At 52.9% G+C, this 17,247-nt stretch carries 13 protein-coding genes; 10 read left to right on the top strand and 3 right to left on the bottom strand.

Features of this window, described 5'->3' with window-relative positions:
* The first annotated feature begins 379 nt into the window (after nucleotides 1-379).
* The 3 genes from GW590_RS09535 (at nucleotide 380) to GW590_RS09525 (ending at nucleotide 2,406) form a co-directional block, all read left to right on the top strand.
* On the top strand, nucleotides 380-562 hold the full coding sequence (locus GW590_RS09535) for a Trm112 family protein (protein ID WP_009636632.1): 183 nt from the start codon (nucleotides 380-382) through the stop codon (nucleotides 560-562).
* Nucleotides 559-1,311, top strand: a complete 753-nt coding sequence (kdsB, locus tag GW590_RS09530) for a 3-deoxy-manno-octulosonate cytidylyltransferase (protein ID WP_169402781.1) — start codon at nucleotides 559-561, stop codon at nucleotides 1,309-1,311. Before GW590_RS09535 ends, kdsB begins: the two co-directional genes overlap by 4 nt.
* A gap of 201 nt (nucleotides 1,312-1,512) precedes the next feature.
* Nucleotides 1,513-2,406 carry a YcbJ family phosphotransferase gene (locus GW590_RS09525; protein ID WP_169402780.1) on the top strand — a complete coding sequence of 298 codons (894 nt, stop codon included), beginning with the start codon at nucleotides 1,513-1,515 and terminating at the stop codon, nucleotides 2,404-2,406.
* Here GW590_RS09525 and elyC read toward each other — a convergent pair.
* The gene (gene elyC, locus GW590_RS09520) at nucleotides 2,399-3,178 is read right to left on the bottom strand and encodes an envelope biogenesis factor ElyC (protein ID WP_169402779.1); all 780 of its coding nucleotides are present in this window, start codon (nucleotides 3,176-3,178) and stop codon (nucleotides 2,399-2,401) included. The two genes, GW590_RS09525 and elyC, sit on opposite strands and share 8 nt — an antisense overlap.
* A gap of 147 nt (nucleotides 3,179-3,325) precedes the next feature.
* On the opposite strand from elyC, the gene cmoM reads away from it, so the two are divergent.
* From cmoM to GW590_RS09485, 7 genes are all read left to right on the top strand, one after another.
* A complete protein-coding gene (gene cmoM, locus GW590_RS09515; protein WP_169402778.1) occupies nucleotides 3,326-4,135 on the top strand; it encodes a tRNA uridine 5-oxyacetic acid(34) methyltransferase CmoM in 810 nt (269 codons plus the stop codon).
* Nucleotides 4,132-5,454, top strand: coding sequence for a chromosome partition protein MukF (gene mukF / locus GW590_RS09510; protein WP_169402777.1), 1,323 nt, complete (start codon nucleotides 4,132-4,134; stop codon nucleotides 5,452-5,454). Before cmoM ends, mukF begins: the two co-directional genes overlap by 4 nt.
* On the top strand, nucleotides 5,435-6,163 hold the full coding sequence (gene mukE / locus GW590_RS09505; protein ID WP_169402776.1) for a chromosome partition protein MukE: 729 nt from the start codon (nucleotides 5,435-5,437) through the stop codon (nucleotides 6,161-6,163). The genes mukF and mukE overlap by 20 nt, the downstream gene beginning before the upstream one ends.
* Nucleotides 6,160-10,623, top strand: coding sequence for a chromosome partition protein MukB (mukB, locus tag GW590_RS09500; RefSeq protein ID WP_169402775.1), 4,464 nt, complete (start codon nucleotides 6,160-6,162; stop codon nucleotides 10,621-10,623). The genes mukE and mukB overlap by 4 nt, the downstream gene beginning before the upstream one ends.
* A 564-nt stretch (nucleotides 10,624-11,187) precedes the next feature.
* Complete coding sequence (ldtD, locus tag GW590_RS09495; RefSeq protein ID WP_211186695.1) at nucleotides 11,188-13,041, top strand: L,D-transpeptidase; 1,854 nt, start codon at nucleotides 11,188-11,190, stop codon at nucleotides 13,039-13,041.
* A 183-nt stretch (nucleotides 13,042-13,224) separates the two neighbouring features.
* Complete coding sequence (locus GW590_RS09490) at nucleotides 13,225-13,776, top strand: YcbK family protein (RefSeq protein WP_169402774.1); 552 nt, start codon at nucleotides 13,225-13,227, stop codon at nucleotides 13,774-13,776.
* A 109-nt stretch (nucleotides 13,777-13,885) separates the two neighbouring features.
* Nucleotides 13,886-14,533 carry an MBL fold metallo-hydrolase gene (locus tag GW590_RS09485; protein ID WP_169402773.1) on the top strand — a complete coding sequence of 216 codons (648 nt, stop codon included), beginning with the start codon at nucleotides 13,886-13,888 and terminating at the stop codon, nucleotides 14,531-14,533.
* A 100-nt stretch (nucleotides 14,534-14,633) separates the two neighbouring features.
* Here the strand turns inward: GW590_RS09485 and GW590_RS09480 are convergent, their stop codons facing one another.
* Nucleotides 14,634-15,824, bottom strand: a complete 1,191-nt coding sequence (locus GW590_RS09480; protein WP_169402772.1) for an amino acid aminotransferase — start codon at nucleotides 15,822-15,824, stop codon at nucleotides 14,634-14,636.
* A gap of 259 nt (nucleotides 15,825-16,083) precedes the next feature.
* Nucleotides 16,084-17,163 carry a porin gene (locus GW590_RS09475; protein ID WP_328803064.1) on the bottom strand — a complete coding sequence of 360 codons (1,080 nt, stop codon included), beginning with the start codon at nucleotides 17,161-17,163 and terminating at the stop codon, nucleotides 16,084-16,086.
* Nucleotides 17,164-17,247 lie beyond the last annotated feature (84 nt).

Raw genomic sequence — 17,247 nt, 5'->3', positions numbered from 1 at the left:
GCATTAGCTGCTAAAATTGGCAAACAAAGCGATGATTTTGTTTAACATTTTCATTCCTAGGCTCGTAAAATTAATTATTAATGTGATGCAGGTCACAAAAATAATACTCCACGGCGGAAAGATTGGCAATAGTGCGCGTTAACTTCTTTGGTGTGAACTGTTAACGGCGCTGGGGGGCTGTGGTATTCTCTGTCACCACAGAGCCCCTGGTATCTGAAGCTGCACCTGCGCGAGCCTGGAACCCTCACCCTCGTTACTCCCCTGAGGGATGGATTCACTTGCCGCCCGGCTGCAACACCCGTTACTTTGGGTATAATGACTTACCTGGCGTCACAGTTGGCACCGAGTGAGTGCTCAATTTATGCCTCACGGAGGAATTATGGATCATCGTTTACTGGAAATCGTTGCCTGCCCGGTTTGCAACGGCAAGTTGTACTTCAATAAAGAATCTCAGGAACTGGTGTGCAAAGCGGATGGCCTGGCTTACCCGGTGCGCGATGGTATTCCTGTATTGCTGGAAGTCGAAGCTCGCTCACTGTCCGCCGATGAGATCCACCCATGAGTTTTGTTGCCATCATTCCCGCACGTTACGCTTCCAGCCGCTTACCCGGCAAACCTCTGGCCGATATCAACGGCAAACCGATGATTGTGCATGTGATGGAGCGTGCCCTTGAGTCCGGTGCCAAACGCGTTATTGTTGCCACCGATCATCCCGATGTGCGGCTGGCCGTGGAAGCAGCCGGAGGTGAAGTGTGCATGACGCGGGCCGATCACCAGTCAGGTACCGAACGTCTGGCGGAAGTGATTGAAAAATGCGGTTTTGCCGATGATGAAATCATCGTCAACGTGCAGGGTGATGAACCCTTGATCCCACCGGTGATCATCCGTCAGGTGGCAGAGAATCTGGCACAGTGTGCTGCCGGTATGGCCACCCTGGCCGTGCCCATCGACAGCGCAGAAGAGGCATTCAATCCCAATGCGGTCAAAGTGGTGATGGACGCGCAGGGCTTTGCGCTCTATTTTTCTCGGGCCACCATTCCCTGGGAGCGCGAGCGTTTTGCCAAATCCAGAGAGACCATTGGTAATAGCTTTCTGCGCCATATCGGTATCTATGCCTATCGCGCCGGTTTTGTGCGCCGCTATGTCACCTGGGAGCCGAGCGCGCTGGAGCAGATTGAGTTGCTCGAGCAACTGCGTGTGCTCTGGTATGGCGAAAAGATCCATGTCGCCGTGGCCAAATCCGTCCCTTCTGTCGGTGTCGATACGGCGGAAGATTTGGCACGCGTACGCGAATTCTTCGCCGCAAAATAAGCCTGATGCGCCGTTTTAACAGCTAAACGGCGCTGTTTTTGCCCGGAAATCCGCTTTGCTCTATCACTCCCTGCGTTTTTTGTTCCCTTACTGACGTATTTTCTCCCCGCGCTTATTTGGTTTTGTTTGATCTAAAATGGGGTAATTGTCCTTTGATACTTTCATCATGGTGCTAAGCCTTTCCGCTAAAGTGTAACCTTTATGGAACAATTAAAAGCCGAATTGAGTATTGTTCTGGGAGAGCGACTCTCCCGATTGGAATGCGTCAGTGAACAACCCTATGCCCATCTCTTTGCCTTGTATGATGCAGAGGGATACGCTATGCCGTTGTTGGCAAAGAGTTTTACTTGCGCCGGGATCGCCGCCCAGGAAGCCTATAAACTGTCAATGCTGGCCCGCGATGGCTATGTCCGTATGCCTACCGTCTATGGCATGGCCACCAGCCACCAACCGCCTTATCATGAAGTGTTGCTTATCGAACGGCTGCGCGGCGTTTCGGTCGAGGCGCCGACGCGCACACCGGAGCGTTGGGATTGCCTGATGGATCAAATCGTCGAAACACTGCTGGCCTGGCACCGGATTGACAGCCATGGCAGTGTGGGGGCGGTGGAGAGTGTTCAGGACAACGACTGGTTTCACTGGTATCAACAGCGAGTTGAAGTGCTGTGGTCGACCCTGACGAATTTGCCGCTGCCGATGCTGACCGCCGAGGATCGTGCAATTCTCTATCGATCTCGCGCCAGCCTGCCCGCGCTGTTTGCCGACTTTAACGATAGCGCTGTGTTGGTACACGGCAACCTTTCTCTACGCAGCATGCTCAAAGATCCCAAAAGTGATCAGCTATTGGCGATGATCAATCCCGGGATGGTGCTCTGGGCACCGCGCGAGTTTGAACTGTTTCGCCTATGGGAGCAGGGCATGAGCAGCCAGCTGTTGTATCGCTATCTGCAAAAAGCACCGGTATCCGAAAGCTTTATCGCTCGCCGTTGGGTCTATGTCATTTGGGAATCTATGGCAAATCTTATTCATACCGGCACCCTCGATCGCCAGTCATTTAACTATGCTCAACAGCAACTGATCCCCTGGCTTAGCTAGGGGTCTCACTTTGCTGCTTGCCGGTCAACGCTTGCCATAAGCGACCCAGGCTCTCATACCAGGCGCGTTCGCTGTGCGATAAGTACAGCGATTGCGGCACCAGTCGTTCCCAGGGATTAAGCGGCGAGTCAATGGCCATTTGATTGGCCGGGGCAGGCAAGGGAGAGAGGCCTTCCTGCTGAAAGAACAGCATGGCACGCGGCAAGTGATTGGCGGAAGTCACCAGGGCGAAGGGGTGATGGCCAATACGCAAAGCCACCTGCTGCGCCTCCTGACGGGTATCTTTTGGTTGATCGAGAATAATGATATCCGCGGCGGGAACCCCCAGGCTTTCCGCCACTTTGCCCGCCGTTGCGGCGCTGCTCACGGGATTACTTTGCGCGGCGGCACCGGTAAAAATCAGTTTTGATCCCGGATTAAGCAGATAGATGCGGATCCCTTCGGTAACCCGCGGCAGGCTGTTGTTAACCAGATTGGAACTGGGTGCCCAGGCCGCGTTATAGGTATATCCTCCCCCCAGTACCACCACATAATCTATTGGCCGTTGACCGTTATAGGTGGCGTAGGTGTTTTCCAGCGGACGTAACAGCCTGTCGGCTACCGGTTGCAGGCTCAACAGCGCCAAAAACAGCCAAGCAAGCAAAAAAATCACTTTTCCCATTTTTTGTCGCTGCGTGAAGGTCAGCAAATACAGTGCGACGGCCATCAACAGCAATAACAGCGGAAGTGGCATTAGCAAACCACCGACAATTTTTTTCAAGATAAAAAACATCAGATTATCGGTCCTGTTGGGTGAAAAAACGGCATCCGGGCGAGATTATCGGTCAGGATGATTTATTCTATGCCAGCCTGTGCCAAAATAGCAGATTCGGCGGTTGTTCTATCCATTGGTAAAATTATACAGTTGGCCAGAAAAAAAATGATACAGGTGGAGGATACCTCCGCGCAGGATCGCAACTTTGATGATATGGCGGAAAAATTTTCGCGCAATATCTACGGCACCACCAAGGGGCGTATTCGTCAGGCGGTTTTGGGGCAGGATTTGCACGGGCTTTTAACCGAGCTTCCGCAACGTCCTTTGCGTATACTTGATGCCGGCGGCGGCGAAGGGCAAATGGCCTGTGAACTGGCCGCTTTAGGACATCAGGTATTGTTGTGCGACCTTTCCGGTGAGATGATCAAGCGCGCAAAAGCGGCGGCGGAGGAAAAAGGTGTCAGCGACAACATGCAATTTGTACAATGTCCCGCTCAGGATGTCGCTCAGTATTTGGCACAGCCCGTTGATCTGATACTGTTTCATGCGGTTATAGAATGGTTAGCTGAACCCCGACCGGCATTACAGGCATTGTATGACTGCCTGCTCCCCGGTGGCGCACTCTCTTTGATGTTTTATAACGTCAACGGTTTATTGATGCGCCATATGGTGCTGGGTAATTTCGGCCATGTCGAAGCAGGTTTACCCAAAATAAAAAAAAGCTCGTTGCTGCCCGATCACCCGCTGGACCCCAACCAGGTTTACCAGTGGTTAGAACAACTCGGGTTAGAGATAGTTGGCAAGACCGGTGTCCGTGTCTTTCATGACTATCTGCGTAATCGGCAACAGCATAAGCAGGATTTTGACGAGCTTCTGGCGCTGGAACAGCGTTATTGCCGGCAGGAGCCTTTTATTAGTTTGGGACGTTACATCCATGTGATGGCGCGCAAACCCGACCGGAAGGACGAATTATGAGTGAATTTTCCCAGACTGTCCCTGAACTGGTCGCCTGGGCACGTAAAAATGACTTCTCAATTTCATTGCCGACGGAGCGGTTGGCCTTTCTTCTGGCCATTGCCACGCTTAACAGCGAGCGCCTTGATGGTGAAATGAGTGAAGGCGAACTGATCGATGCATTTCGCCATGTCAGCAAGGGATTTGAACAAACCAACGAAACCATCGCGGTGCGCGCCAATAATGCCATCAATGATATGGTTCGCCAGCGCTTGCTTAACCGTTTTGTCAGCGAGCTGGCGGACGGTAACGCCATATACCGTTTGACGCCGCTGGGCATTGGCATCACCGATTACTATATTCGCCAGCGTGAGTTTTCGACGCTGCGCCTGTCCATGCAGCTGTCTATCGTGGCGCAAGAGCTGAAACGCGCGGCGGATGCCGCCGAAGAAGGCGGCGATGAGTTCCACTGGCATCGCAACGTCTTTGCGCCTTTGAAATACTCGGTGGCCGAGATTTTCGACAGCATCGATTTGACGCAACGCATTATGGACGAGCAGCAACAGGGCGTGAAAGACGATATCGCCGCGCTGTTGGGTAAAGACTGGCGGGCGGCCATTTCCAGCTGTGAGCTGTTACTCTCCGAGACTTCAGGTACGCTGCGCGAATTGCAGGACACGCTGGAAGCGGCAGGAGATTTGCTGCAGGCCCACTTGCTGCGCATTCAGGATGCCATTATCGGTAGCCCGGATTTAGGCCTGATCGATAAGCTGGTTTATGATCTGCAAAACAAACTCGACAGGATCACCAGTTGGGGGCAGCAGGCGATCGATTTATGGATCGGCTATGACCGGCATGTGCACAAATTTATCCGTACCGCGATCGATATGGATAAAAACCGCGTGTTCTCCCAACGTTTGCGTTTATCGGTGCAGAACTATTTTGATAACCCCTGGACGCTGACCTTTGCCAATGCCGACCGTCTGCTGGATATGCGTGACGAGGAGCTGGCGCTGCGTAGTGAAGAGGTTACCGGCGAACTGCCTCCGGATCTCGAGTTCGAAGAGTTTAGTGAGCTGCACGAACAGCTGGCGGCGCTGATCGAACAGGCGTTGTTGGTTTACCAGCAGCAAAAAGTGCCGCTCAATCTGGCGCTGATTATGCGCGACTATCTCCATCAGTATCCCCGTGCGCGTCATTTTGATGTGGCGCGAATTATGGTCGACCAGGCAGTGCGCCTTGGTGTGGCTGAAGCAGATTTTTCAGGGTTGCCGGCGCAGTGGCAGGCAATCAATGATTACGGAGCCAAGGTGCAGGCCCATGTCATCGACAAATATTGAACAAATAATGCCAGCCAAGCTGGCACAGGCGTTGGCTAATTCCCTGTTCCCGGCCCTCGACAGTCAGTTACGTTCTGGCCGTCATATCGGTATTGAGGAGTTGGATAACCACGCTTTTCTGATGGATTATCAGGACGAGATCGAACATTTCTACAGCCGTTACGGGGTAGAGCTGATCCGCGCGCCGGAAGGTTTTTTCTATCTGCGTCCGCGTTCGACAACGCTTATTCCGCGTTCTGTGTTGTCTGAACTGGATATGATGGTCGGTAAAATTCTCTGTTATCTCTACCTGAGTCCGGAGCGTCTGGCCCATGAAGGGATTTTTACTCAGCAGGAATTATATGATGAGTTGCTGAGTCTGGCTGATGAAAGCAAGTTGCTGAAATACGTCAACCAGCGTTCCACCGGCTCCGATCTCGATCGGCAAAAACTTCAGGAAAAAGTCAGAACGTCACTCAATCGTCTGCGTCGACTGGGCATGGTCTATTTTATGGGCGCTGACAGCAGCAAGTTCCGCATTACCGAAGCCGTTTTCCGCTTTGGCGCCGATGTGCGCAGCGGTGATGATGTGCGCGAAGCGCAACTGCGCATGATCCGCGACGGTGAAGCCATGCCGGTAGAGAACACTCTGTCGCTCAATGATGATAATGATGAGAGTGAACCACAGGCCGATCACGGGCCAGAAGGTGGAGAGGATGAACAGGAATGATTGAACGCGGTAAATTTCGCTCATTGACACTGGTTAACTGGAACGGCTTTTTTGCCAGAACCTTTGACCTCGATGCGCTGGTGACCACCCTTTCCGGCGGTAACGGTGCCGGTAAGTCCACCACCATGGCCGCCTTTGTTACGGCGCTGATCCCCGATCTCACCTTATTGCACTTTCGTAATACTACCGAAGCAGGGGCGACCTCGGGCTCCCGTGATAAAGGGCTGCACGGTAAACTGCGTGCCGGGGTGTGTTACTCCACCCTTGACGTGGTCAACTCCCGCCATCAGCGGGTGATTGTTGGCGTGCGTTTGCAGCAGGTCGCCGGTCGCGATCGCAAAGTCGATATCAAGCCTTTTACCATTCAGGGGCTGCCGACTGCGGTTCAGCCTACCGAGATCCTGACGCAAACCGTCGGCGAACGGCAGGCGCGGGTGCTCTCTTTGCAAGAGCTGAAAGATCGTGTCGAAGCCATGGAAGGGGTGCAGTTCAAGCAGTTTAACTCGATCACCGACTACCACTCGCTGATGTTCGATCTCGGGGTTATCCCGCGTCGTCTGCGTTCGGCTGCCGATCGCAGCAAGTTCTACCGTTTGATTGAAGCTTCGTTGTACGGCGGTATCTCCAGCGCCATCACCCGTTCACTGCGTGATTACCTGTTGCCGGAGAACAGTGGGGTGCGTAAAGCCTTCCAGGATATGGAAGCCGCTCTGCGCGAAAACCGCATGACGCTGGAAGCGATCCGTGTCACCCAGGCCGATCGCGATCTGTTCAAGCATTTGATCTCCGAAGCCACCTCCTATGTGGCCGCCGACTATATGCGCCATGCCAATGAACGTCGTATTCATCTGGATGGTGCCCTGGTGCTGCGTAACGAGCTGTTGACCAGCCGCAAGCAGCTGTCCAGTGAGCAGTACCGTCATGTGGAGATGGCGCGTGAATTGGCGGAGCAAAGCGGGTCGCAAAGCGATCTGGAAACCGATTATCAGGCCGCCAGCGATCACCTTAATCTGGTGCAGACCGCCATGCGCCAGCAGGAAAAAATCGAACGTTATCAGTCTGATTTGGAAGAGCTGACCTACCGGCTGGAAGAACAGAACGAAGTGGTCGCCGAAGCCTCCGAGCTGCACGCGGAACACGAAGCGCGCGCCGAAGCCGCCGAGCTGGAAGTGGACGAATTAAAAAGCCAGCTGGCCGATTATCAGCAGGCTCTCGACGTACAGCAGACGCGTGCTATTCAGTATCAACAGGCTTTGCAGACCATTGAACGCGCCCGCGAGCTGTGTCAGTTACCGGATCTCACCCTGGAAAACAGCGAAACCTGGCTTGAGACCTTCCAGGAACGTGAGCAGGAAGCTACCGATATTCTGTTGCAGTTAGAACAGAAGATGAGCGTGGCCCAGGCGGCACACAGCCAGTTTGAGAATGCTTATCAACTGGTGGTGAAAATCGCCGGTGCGGTGAGCCGCAGTGATGCCTGGCAAACCGCTCGCGAACTATTGCGCGAGTGGTCGTCACAGACGCACCAGGCGGAGCGCGTCGAACCATTGCGCATGCGCATGTCCGAGCTGGAAGGGCGCCTGCGTGAACAGCAAGAGGCAGAACGGCAACTGCAAGAGTTCTGCAAACGCAGCGGCCAGCAGGTGCAGCCCGAAGAGCTGGATGAGCTGCAGCGCGAGCTGGATGTGCAGATCGAAGAGCTGTCGGCCAATGTCTCTCAGGCTGGTGAACGCCGCATGGAGATGCGTCAGGAGCTGGAGCAGATCCAGGCACGTATCCGTGACTTGACCGCTCGCGCCCCGGTTTGGCTGGCGGCGCAGGACGCCCTGGTACAGCTTGGCGAGCAGAGTAAAGAGCCGCTGGAGAGCAGCCAGCAGGTTACTGAAACCATGCAGCAACTGCTGGAAAGTGAGCGTGAAACCACGGTTGAGCGCGACGAAGTGGCAGCACGCAAACGTGATGTCGACGCGCAGATCAGCCGTTTAAGTCAGCCAAGCGGCGCGGAAGATCCGCGCATGATTGCCCTGGCCGAACGTTTTGGCGGTGTGCTGCTGTCTGAAATTTATGACGATGTCACCATTGATGATGCTCCTTACTTCTCTGCGTTATATGGTCCGTCGCGCCATGCGATTGTGGTGCCGGATCTGGCGCGTATTCGCGATCAGCTCGACGGCCTCGATGACTGCCCGGAAGATCTCTATCTGATCGAAGGGGACCCGCAGTCCTTTGATGACAGCGTGTTTGCCGTCGAAGAGATGGACAAAGCGGTGCTGGTGAAAAGCGGCGATCGTCAATGGCGCTATTCACACTTTCCGCAGGTACCGCTATTTGGCCGTGCCGCCCGTGATAACCAGCTGGAGATCCTGCATAAAGAGCGGGAAAGTCTCTCTGAACGCTATGCCAATCTGTCGTTTGACGTGCAGAAAATTCAGCGTTTGCATCAGGCGTTTAGCCGCTTTATCGGCAGTCATCTGGCGGTAGCCTTTGACGACGATCCGGAAGCCGATATTCGTTCGTTAAGCGCTCGTCGCGGTGAGCTGGAGCGTGGCCTCAGTGCCCATGAAAGTCAAAACCAGCAGCAGCGTCAGCAGTATGACCAGGCCAAAGACGCCGTTGCCTTGCTGAACAAGCTGCAACCGCGCGTTGCCCTGTTATGTGATGAGACACTGATCGATCGCGTGGAAGAGATGCGCGAAGAGCTGGAGGAGGCACAGGAGGCTGCGCGCTTTATCCAGTTGCACAGTGTTTCGCTGGGTAAACTGGAGCCGCTGGTTTCTGTGCTGCAAAGCGACCCGGAACAACATGAGCAATTAAAAGAAGACTATGCCCAGGCGCAGCACACTCAGCGTCTGGCCAAGCAGCAGGCCTTTGCCTTGACCGAAGTGGTGCAGCGTCGTGCGCACTTCAGCTATACCGACTCTGCCGGCATGCTGACCGAAAACTCCGATCTCAATGACAAACTGCGCCAGCGTCTGGAAAGTGCCGAAGGCGAGCGTAGTCGCGCCCGTGAACAGGTGCGTCAGCATCAGACGCAACTGACGCAGTACAGTCAGGTATTGGCGTCACTGAAAAGCTCGTTTGAAGCCAAGCGCGATATGCTTAAAGAGCTGGGACAGGAGTTGCAGGATATTGGCGTGCAAGCCGATCCTAATGCCGAAGCTCGTGCCCGTGCGCGCCGCGACGAACTGCATCAGTTGCTGAGCACCAACCGTTCGCGCTGCAATCAGTTGGAAAAACAGATCACCTTCTGCGAAGCAGAAATGGACAACCTGCAGAAGAAATTACGCAAACTTGAGCGTGATTATCATCAAAGCCGCGAACAGGTGGTGACGGCGAAAGCCGGCTGGTGTGCAGTGATGCGTCTGGTGAAAGACAACGGCGTTGAACGTCGTTTGCATCGTCGTGAACTGGCCTATATGGATGGCGACGAACTGCGCTCCATGTCGGATAAATCATTGGGTGCGCTGCGCCTGGCGGTGGCTGACAATGAGCATTTGCGCGATGTACTGCGCCTGTCAGAAGATCCCAAGCGGCCGGAGCGCAAGATCCAGTTCTATATTGCCGTCTATCAACATCTGCGTGAGCGCATTCGTCAGGATATTATCCGTACTGACGATCCGGTGGAAGCCATCGAGCAGATGGAGATCGAACTGGGCCGCCTGACCGAAGAGTTGACGTCGCGTGAGCAACAACTGGCAATCAGTTCGAAAAGCGTTGCCAATATCATCCGCAAAACCATTCAGCGCGAGCAGAACCGTATTCGCATGCTCAACCAGGGATTGCAGGCAGTGGCTTTTGGCCAGGTGAAAAGCGTACGTTTAAATGTCAATGTGCGCGAAGCTCATGCCGGCTTGCTCGACGTGCTGTCCGAGCAGCAAGAGCAGCATCAGGATCTGTTTACCAGTAATCGCCTGAGCTTCTCCGAGGCACTGGCCAAGCTGTATCAGCGCCTGAATCCGCAAATTGATATGGGGCAGCGTACGCCGCAAACCATTGGTGAAGAGCTGCTCGATTACCGTAACTACCTTGAAATGGAAGTTGAGGTTTATCGTGGTTCGGACGGCTGGCTGCGTGCCGAAAGTGGCGCCCTGTCAACTGGTGAAGCCATTGGTACCGGTATGTCGATTCTGGTGATGGTGGTGCAGAGCTGGGAAGATGAATCCAGCCGCCTGCGCGGTAAAGATATTTCTCCTTGCCGACTGCTGTTCCTTGATGAAGCGGCGCGTCTGGATGCCAAGTCGATCGCCACACTATTTGAGTTGTGCGACCGTTTGCAGATGCAGCTGATTATTGCGGCACCGGAAAATATCAGTCCGGAAAAAGGCACTACCTACAAGCTGGTGCGTAAAGTGTTCCAGAATACGGAACATGTGCACGTCGTGGGTCTGCGCGGATTTGCTGCGGAGCTGCCAGCCCCTGGCGTGGAAAATAACCAGGCCGACGTCACCGCCGAAAGTTAGCCAATATGGGCAACACCATAAGGCGATAGGTTTTGTTAATATTGCCGGTTTTAAAAGCGCCAACTGCCTCAACTCAGTTGGCGCTTTTATCTGCCGGTTACCGGGTTCGGCAGAGACCCGACGAATAATACGCCGTCAGCTAGCGCGATTTGCTGATTTTTTGGGCGTTTGACATATTAAAAATAATAAACTCGCTTTCCCCCCTTTAATTCCCCCAGCCGGTAACATAGAGTCTTTGTATAAATCAGAAAGCAAATTTCTTGTCGACTGAGCAAAGTTAACATTCTGTCTATATACTTAATCTATGGGCAGTTTGCTTAAGTATTTCGGTAGTTATTTTAGCGATGTCGCTCTACCCTTAGTCTTGTAATTTGCAGGTACGCTGTGGGCTTTTATCAGCGCTTCCCTGGGCCATATTATGTGGAACGGCCACCAGCAGCGTATCACTCTGCTGCTGACAATTTGTCGCTTACTCGGTCGAGTTACCGACTTTCCGTCCGCTTGCTGGCTTCCTGCACGTTGAGATTTATTGGGTATTTTTATGGTATTAAAGTGAGGCAGGGGATGATGCTTAAGCGTAATGAGTCTCTCAGGGTGCTGCTAGTTGGTGGATTGTTGATCGGTAGTTTTGCGCCACTAACCCAGAGCAATGCGGCGATGCCGACAATGCCGGTTAAAACCACCACGCTGTCGAGCGTGCAGAGCCTGAGTCATATCCAGGCCGAACTTCCTTCTGGCGTGAAGCCGCTCTATCTTTCTTCTCTGGCACCTATTTACGCCGCGAACCATATGCAGCCCATGTGGCAGGACCGCGATGCGGTGCATCAATTCCAGCAGCAACTGGCCGAGTTGGCAATTTCAGGTGTCCAGCCGCAGTTTACGCAGTGGGTCAAATGGCTAACCGATCCGAGTATCACCGGGATGGCGCGTGATGTGGTGTTATCCGATGCCATGCTGGGCTATTTGCAGTTTGTCAGCAGCGTTGAGGTTAACGGCAGCAATTGGCTGTACAACAACGTTCCCTATAAAATGACCACTCCGGCGCTGACGGTGATTAACCAATGGCAGTTGGCGGTTCGCCATGGCACTACGGCGCACTATATCACCACCCTGCAGCCACAGCATCCGCAGTATCAGAAAATGCATGCGGCATTAAAGAGCCTGCTGGCCGATACCCAGCCATGGCCGCAGATGACCAATATCGTCAGCCTGCGTCCGGGACAAATCAGCAATGATATTCCGGCACTGCGCCAGATCCTTGCGCGCAGTGAGCGCATGATCGATGTTACAGATACCTCGACACCGGCTCCTGCTGTGGAGAGCACCGCGCAAAATCGCGGCGCGAATAACGTTGAAGATTTTTCGGTAGATGAAAGCGCCGATAAGACGCCAAAAACGACGGCGGTCGTCAGCCCCTCGGCCACCTCGGTAAAAGATGTGTTACCGACACCGACCACTACCCCTAATGCCGCGACCAATAGCGCAGCGGCACCGGTGCCTGCCAGCACAGTCAATGAGTATTCTCCTGAGTTGGTGGAAGCGGTCAAACGTTTCCAGAAATGGCAAGGGCTGGAAGCCGACGGTGTAATTGGTTTGCGCACCAGGGAATGGCTGAATGCCTCGCCACGTACCCGTGCGACCTTGCTGGCCTTGAATATTCAGCGCTTGCGAATTCTGCCCGGTAACGTCAATACCGGCATTATGGTCAATATCCCCAACTATTCGCTGAAATATTATCTTAACGGTGCCGAAGTGCTCTCCTCACGGGTGATTGTCGGCCGTCCAAGCCGTAAAACGCCGCTTATGAGCAGCGTATTAAGCAACGTGGTATTGAATCCACCCTGGAATGTGCCGACTACCCTGGTTCGTCAGGATATTGTGCCCAAGCTAATGCACGACCCAAGCTATTTGCAAAAGCATGGTTTTACCTTGCTCTCTGGCTGGAGTAATGATGCGGAAGTGATCGATCCGGCCACGCTTAACTGGAATATGATCTCCCCCGACCATTTCCCATACCGCGTACGTCAGGATGCGGGGGCGATGAGTTCGCTGGGTCGTTATAAATTCAATATGCCAAGTTCAGATTTTATTTATCTGCACGATACCCCGAACCATAATTTGTTCCAGCGCGATGTACGTGCGCTAAGTTCCGGCTGTGTGCGTGTTAATAAAGCCTCCGAACTGGCCAATATGTTGTTGCAGGATACCGGCTGGAATGACGTACGTATTGCCTCCACCATTCAGGCAGGGAATACCACCTATGTACCGATCCGTCATCGTATACCGGTTAAATTGTTCTATTTAACCGCTTGGGTTGCCGATGATGGTAAGCCGCAATTCCGCACAGATATTTACAATTATGATTCTACCGTGCGTTCTGGCGCACAAATCTTGTCTCAGGCAGAAAAATTACTGTAATAAATGCAGTAATTTTAACCCGATAAGTGTCATAACGTCTGACCAGTCGAGTGAGTCGCAGGTGAAATCAAGCGGGTAAACGCTTTTTTCAGCCGGTTGACTCGCTCATTTAAGGCGGTTAAGGTGACCGGGGGTCAAGTCCGACCCCTCTTTATGATATAGATATCGGGTAATTGACTGTTCATGGACCAAATAGATAAACATCGTCGAAAATGGTTGGCACTTGGCACTGCCGCCATGGGTATTGCGTTGCTGCCTGGCCGCGCATTTGCCATGCTCTCCACCCCCAGACCACGTATTTTGGTGATCAACAACCTGCATACGGGCGAAACCCTCAAAACCGAGTTTTTTGATGGCAAACGCTATAACAAGGACGAGTTGGCGCGACTAAATCATTTGTTCCGCGACTATCGCGCCGGCAAAGTGAAAAATATCGATCCGCAGCTGTTTGATCATCTTTATCGTTTACAGGTTATGCTGGGTACCCACAATAAACCGGTACAGCTGGTCTCTGGCTACCGATCGTTAGCTACTAATGAAAGTCTGCGCGAACCCGGCAGCGGTGTCGCCAAACACAGTTACCACACGCAGGGCAAAGCGATGGATTTTCATATCCAGGGCGTAGATTTGGCCCATATCCGCAAAGCTGCGTTAAAAATGCGTATGGGTGGTGTAGGATATTATCCACAAAGTGACTTTGTGCACATCGACACCGGGCCAGCAAGAACCTGGTAATGTGCGTAATTTTCGGCCTGTATCCTGACGGATTGATTTAGCCGCGTGGTTGCCTGGGGCAAGCCGCGTTGCCAAGTATCCGTGGAGCAGCAGACCACAGTGGAGCCTTATGAAATATCACATTATTCCTGTTACCGCTTTCAGCCAAAACTGTTCTGTTATTTATTGCCCTGACACCCATCAGGCTGCACTGGTCGATCCCGGCGGCGAGGCCGAGAAGATCAAGGGCGAAGTTGCTGCCCTCGGCGTGACCATTAGTCAGGTGTTGCTGACCCATGGTCACCTTGACCACGTGGGCGCGGCGGCTGAGTTGGCGGCGCATTATCAGGTACCGATCGTCGGGCCGCATAAAGAAGATCTGTTTTTATTGGCTGCCCTGCACGAGCAAAGCCGGATGTTTGGTCTGGATGACTGTGCGCCTTTCACCCCCGATCGCTGGCTGGTAGAAGGGGACATGGTGCAGATTGGCAACCAGCAGCTGTCGGTGCTGGAATGCCCGGGACATACGCCGGGACATATCGTGTTTATCCACGATACGGCACGCCTGGCGCTTACCGGCGATGTGATTTTTAAAGGCGGCGTAGGACGCAGTGATTTTCCGCGCGGCAACCATCAGGATTTGATCGACTCGATTAAAAACAAGCTACTGCCGTTGGGCGACGATATGGCGTTTATTCCCGGCCATGGTCCAATGTCGACGCTGGGCTATGAGAGCAAAACCAATCCTTTTCTGCAGGATGAAATGCCAATCTGGTAAGTTTGCCTGGCAGCAGTGAGTCACTGCTGATCCTTACCTGTGAATTAAAAAAGCCAGCCCGGAGTGATCCGGGCTGGCTTTTTGTTGCCTCAGCGGCGTGTTACAGCACCGCGACTATGGCTTCGCACAGCGGAGCCATATTGTCCAGGGTGATGCCAGCGACGTTGATACGACCGGAATTAACGGCATAGACGCCGAATTCTTCACGCAGACGCAATACCTGCTCCTTGTTCAGTCCACTGAACGAGAACATGCCGTTTTGCGTAATAATAAAGCTGAAATCCTGGTTGGCCCCTTTTTCTTGCAGGGTAGTGACAAACAGTTGGCGCATACGGTGAATACGCTGACGCATATCACTCAGTTCCTGTTCCCACAGCGCACGCAGTGCCGGGTTACCGAGGATCGTTGCTACCACTGAGGCACCGTGAGCCGGAGGATTGGAATAATTGGTGCGGATCACCGACTTGACCTGGCTAAAGGCGCGGTCGACGGTGGCAGCATCGGCGGCGACCACAGTAAAGGCCCCAACGCGTTCATTATACAGGCCAAAGTTTTTGGAGTAGGAGCTGGCAATCAGCAGTTCAGCATGCTGAGCGGCAAAAATGCGCAAACCTTCTGCATCTTCCTCCAGGCCTTTGGCAAAGCCCTGGTAAGCAAAGTCAAACAAAGGTAACCAACCCTTGGCCACGGAGAGATCGGCCAACTGCTGCCACTGTGCGGCGGTAGGATCGATACCTGTCGGGTTATGACAGCAACCGTGGAACAATACGATGTCCCCGGCTTGTGCCTGACTCAGGCTTTGCAGCATACCGTCAAAATCCAGCGCATGATTGGCGGCATCGTAATATTGATATTCAGCCACTTGCAAGCCAGCGGAGGAGAACACGCCAACGTGATTCGGCCAACTTGGATTACTTACCCAGACGCGTTGGGCGCTGGTCTGAGTGGCGACAAAATCTGCCGCGATGCGCAGGGCACCGGTGCCACCAGGGGTTTGCGCGGTACGGGCGCGTTTGTCGGCAATAAGGGGACTGTCTGCACCAAACAGCAATTCCTGAGTGCAATGAGCGAAATCAGGCAAACCATCAATGCTCAGATAGGTTTTGGTGGTTTCATTTTCCAGCAGGAATTGCTCGGCTTTTTTAACACTGGCCAAAACCGGTGTCTTACCTGTTTCGTCTTTATAGACCCCGATCCCGAGATTGATTTTATTCTGACGATCGTCAGCGCGGAAAAGATCGGTAAGACCCAGGATAGGATCAGCGGGTGCGGCAGTGATTTTTTCAAACATGTGGATACTTCCATGACCTGTTATCAACAGTAGAGGCGTTCAGGTTACCGCCTGAATCGTCCTTTGCCAACCGTTTGCGACAAAAAGAAAGCAGAGTTGTGAGCCGCCTTGGATCATGAAAATATCTGATGGAACCGGCTGGAAAGAGACGATCGAAATAAGTTGGCGGGGATCCTGTGGGCAATAAAAAAGGCAGAGCCGAAGCTCTGCCTGATTTATCAACTTATGCGGTACCAAAAGGTACGGGGCGTAAGCGAAATTAGAACTGGTACACCAGACCTACAGCTACGATGTTGTCGGTAGCCAGACCCAGTGGGTTGTCAGATTTCAGACGGTTGATTTTGTAGTCAGCGTAGGTAGACATGTTTTTGTTGAAGTAGTAGTTAGCACCAACTTCATAGTATTTATACAGGTCAGCATCGCCGATACCTTCGATATCTTTGCCTTTAGACTGTACGTAGGCAATAGATGGACGCAGGCCGAAATCGAACTGGTACTGAGCAATCACTTCAGTGGTTACTGCTTTATTAGCAAAACCTTCGCCGTTGGAACCAGTGATAGGTGCTGCGTTCTGAGATTCGGTGTACAAAGCGGCTACATAGACATTGTTGGCATCATACTTAACTGCGGTGCCCCAGCTCTGCGCTTTGTCGCCACGGCCATATGTGGCCAGGTTTTGATTGTTGGTACGGTCAGATGACGCGTAAGAACCTACGATACCCAGGCCAATGGCAGAGGTATAAGAAGTTGACAGCGCATAGCCATCACCGTTAGAGGTGTGGATATCGTCGCGATCGTTTTTACCCTGGTACTGAACCGCGAAATCCCAACCTTTAACCAGGCCGAAGAAGTTGCTGTTACGGTAAGTAGCTACGCCAGTAGCACGACCAGTCAGGAAGCTGTCGGTGTAACCAGAGTCACCGCCGTATTCTGGCATCATATCGGTCCAGCCGATAGAATCATACATCAGGCCATAGTTACGACCGTAATCGAATGAGCCGTAGTCACCAAATTTCAGACCGGCAAAGCCCAGACGGGTTTTGTTGCCTGCTTCTGCAACAGCCGCAGAGCCAGATTCTGGGTTGTTAGCCTGAATATTGTATTCCCACTGGCCGTAACCGGTGACATATTCATTGATTTTGGTTTCGCCTTTAAAGCCGAAACGGACGTAGGTTTTGTCGCCATCGTCGCCAGAATTGCTAGAGAAGTAATGCAGGCCGTCTACTTTACCGTACAGATCCAGCTTGTTGCCGTCTTTGTTATAAATTTCAGCTGCGTTTGCTGCGCTGGCAGCTAAAAGAGCCGGGATTACCACTGCAAGAATGTTGCGCTTCATCATTTATTATTACCCTCATTGGTGTTATTTGGACACCTTGCCACTGCCTACAATATTTTACGGAACTATTGCTGATAGTTTGGTGTC

The organism is Rouxiella aceris (assembly GCF_012933545.1).
Lineage (GTDB): Bacteria > Pseudomonadota > Gammaproteobacteria > Enterobacterales > Enterobacteriaceae > Rouxiella > Rouxiella aceris.
This window is presented reverse-complemented; position numbering and strand designations above follow the sequence as displayed.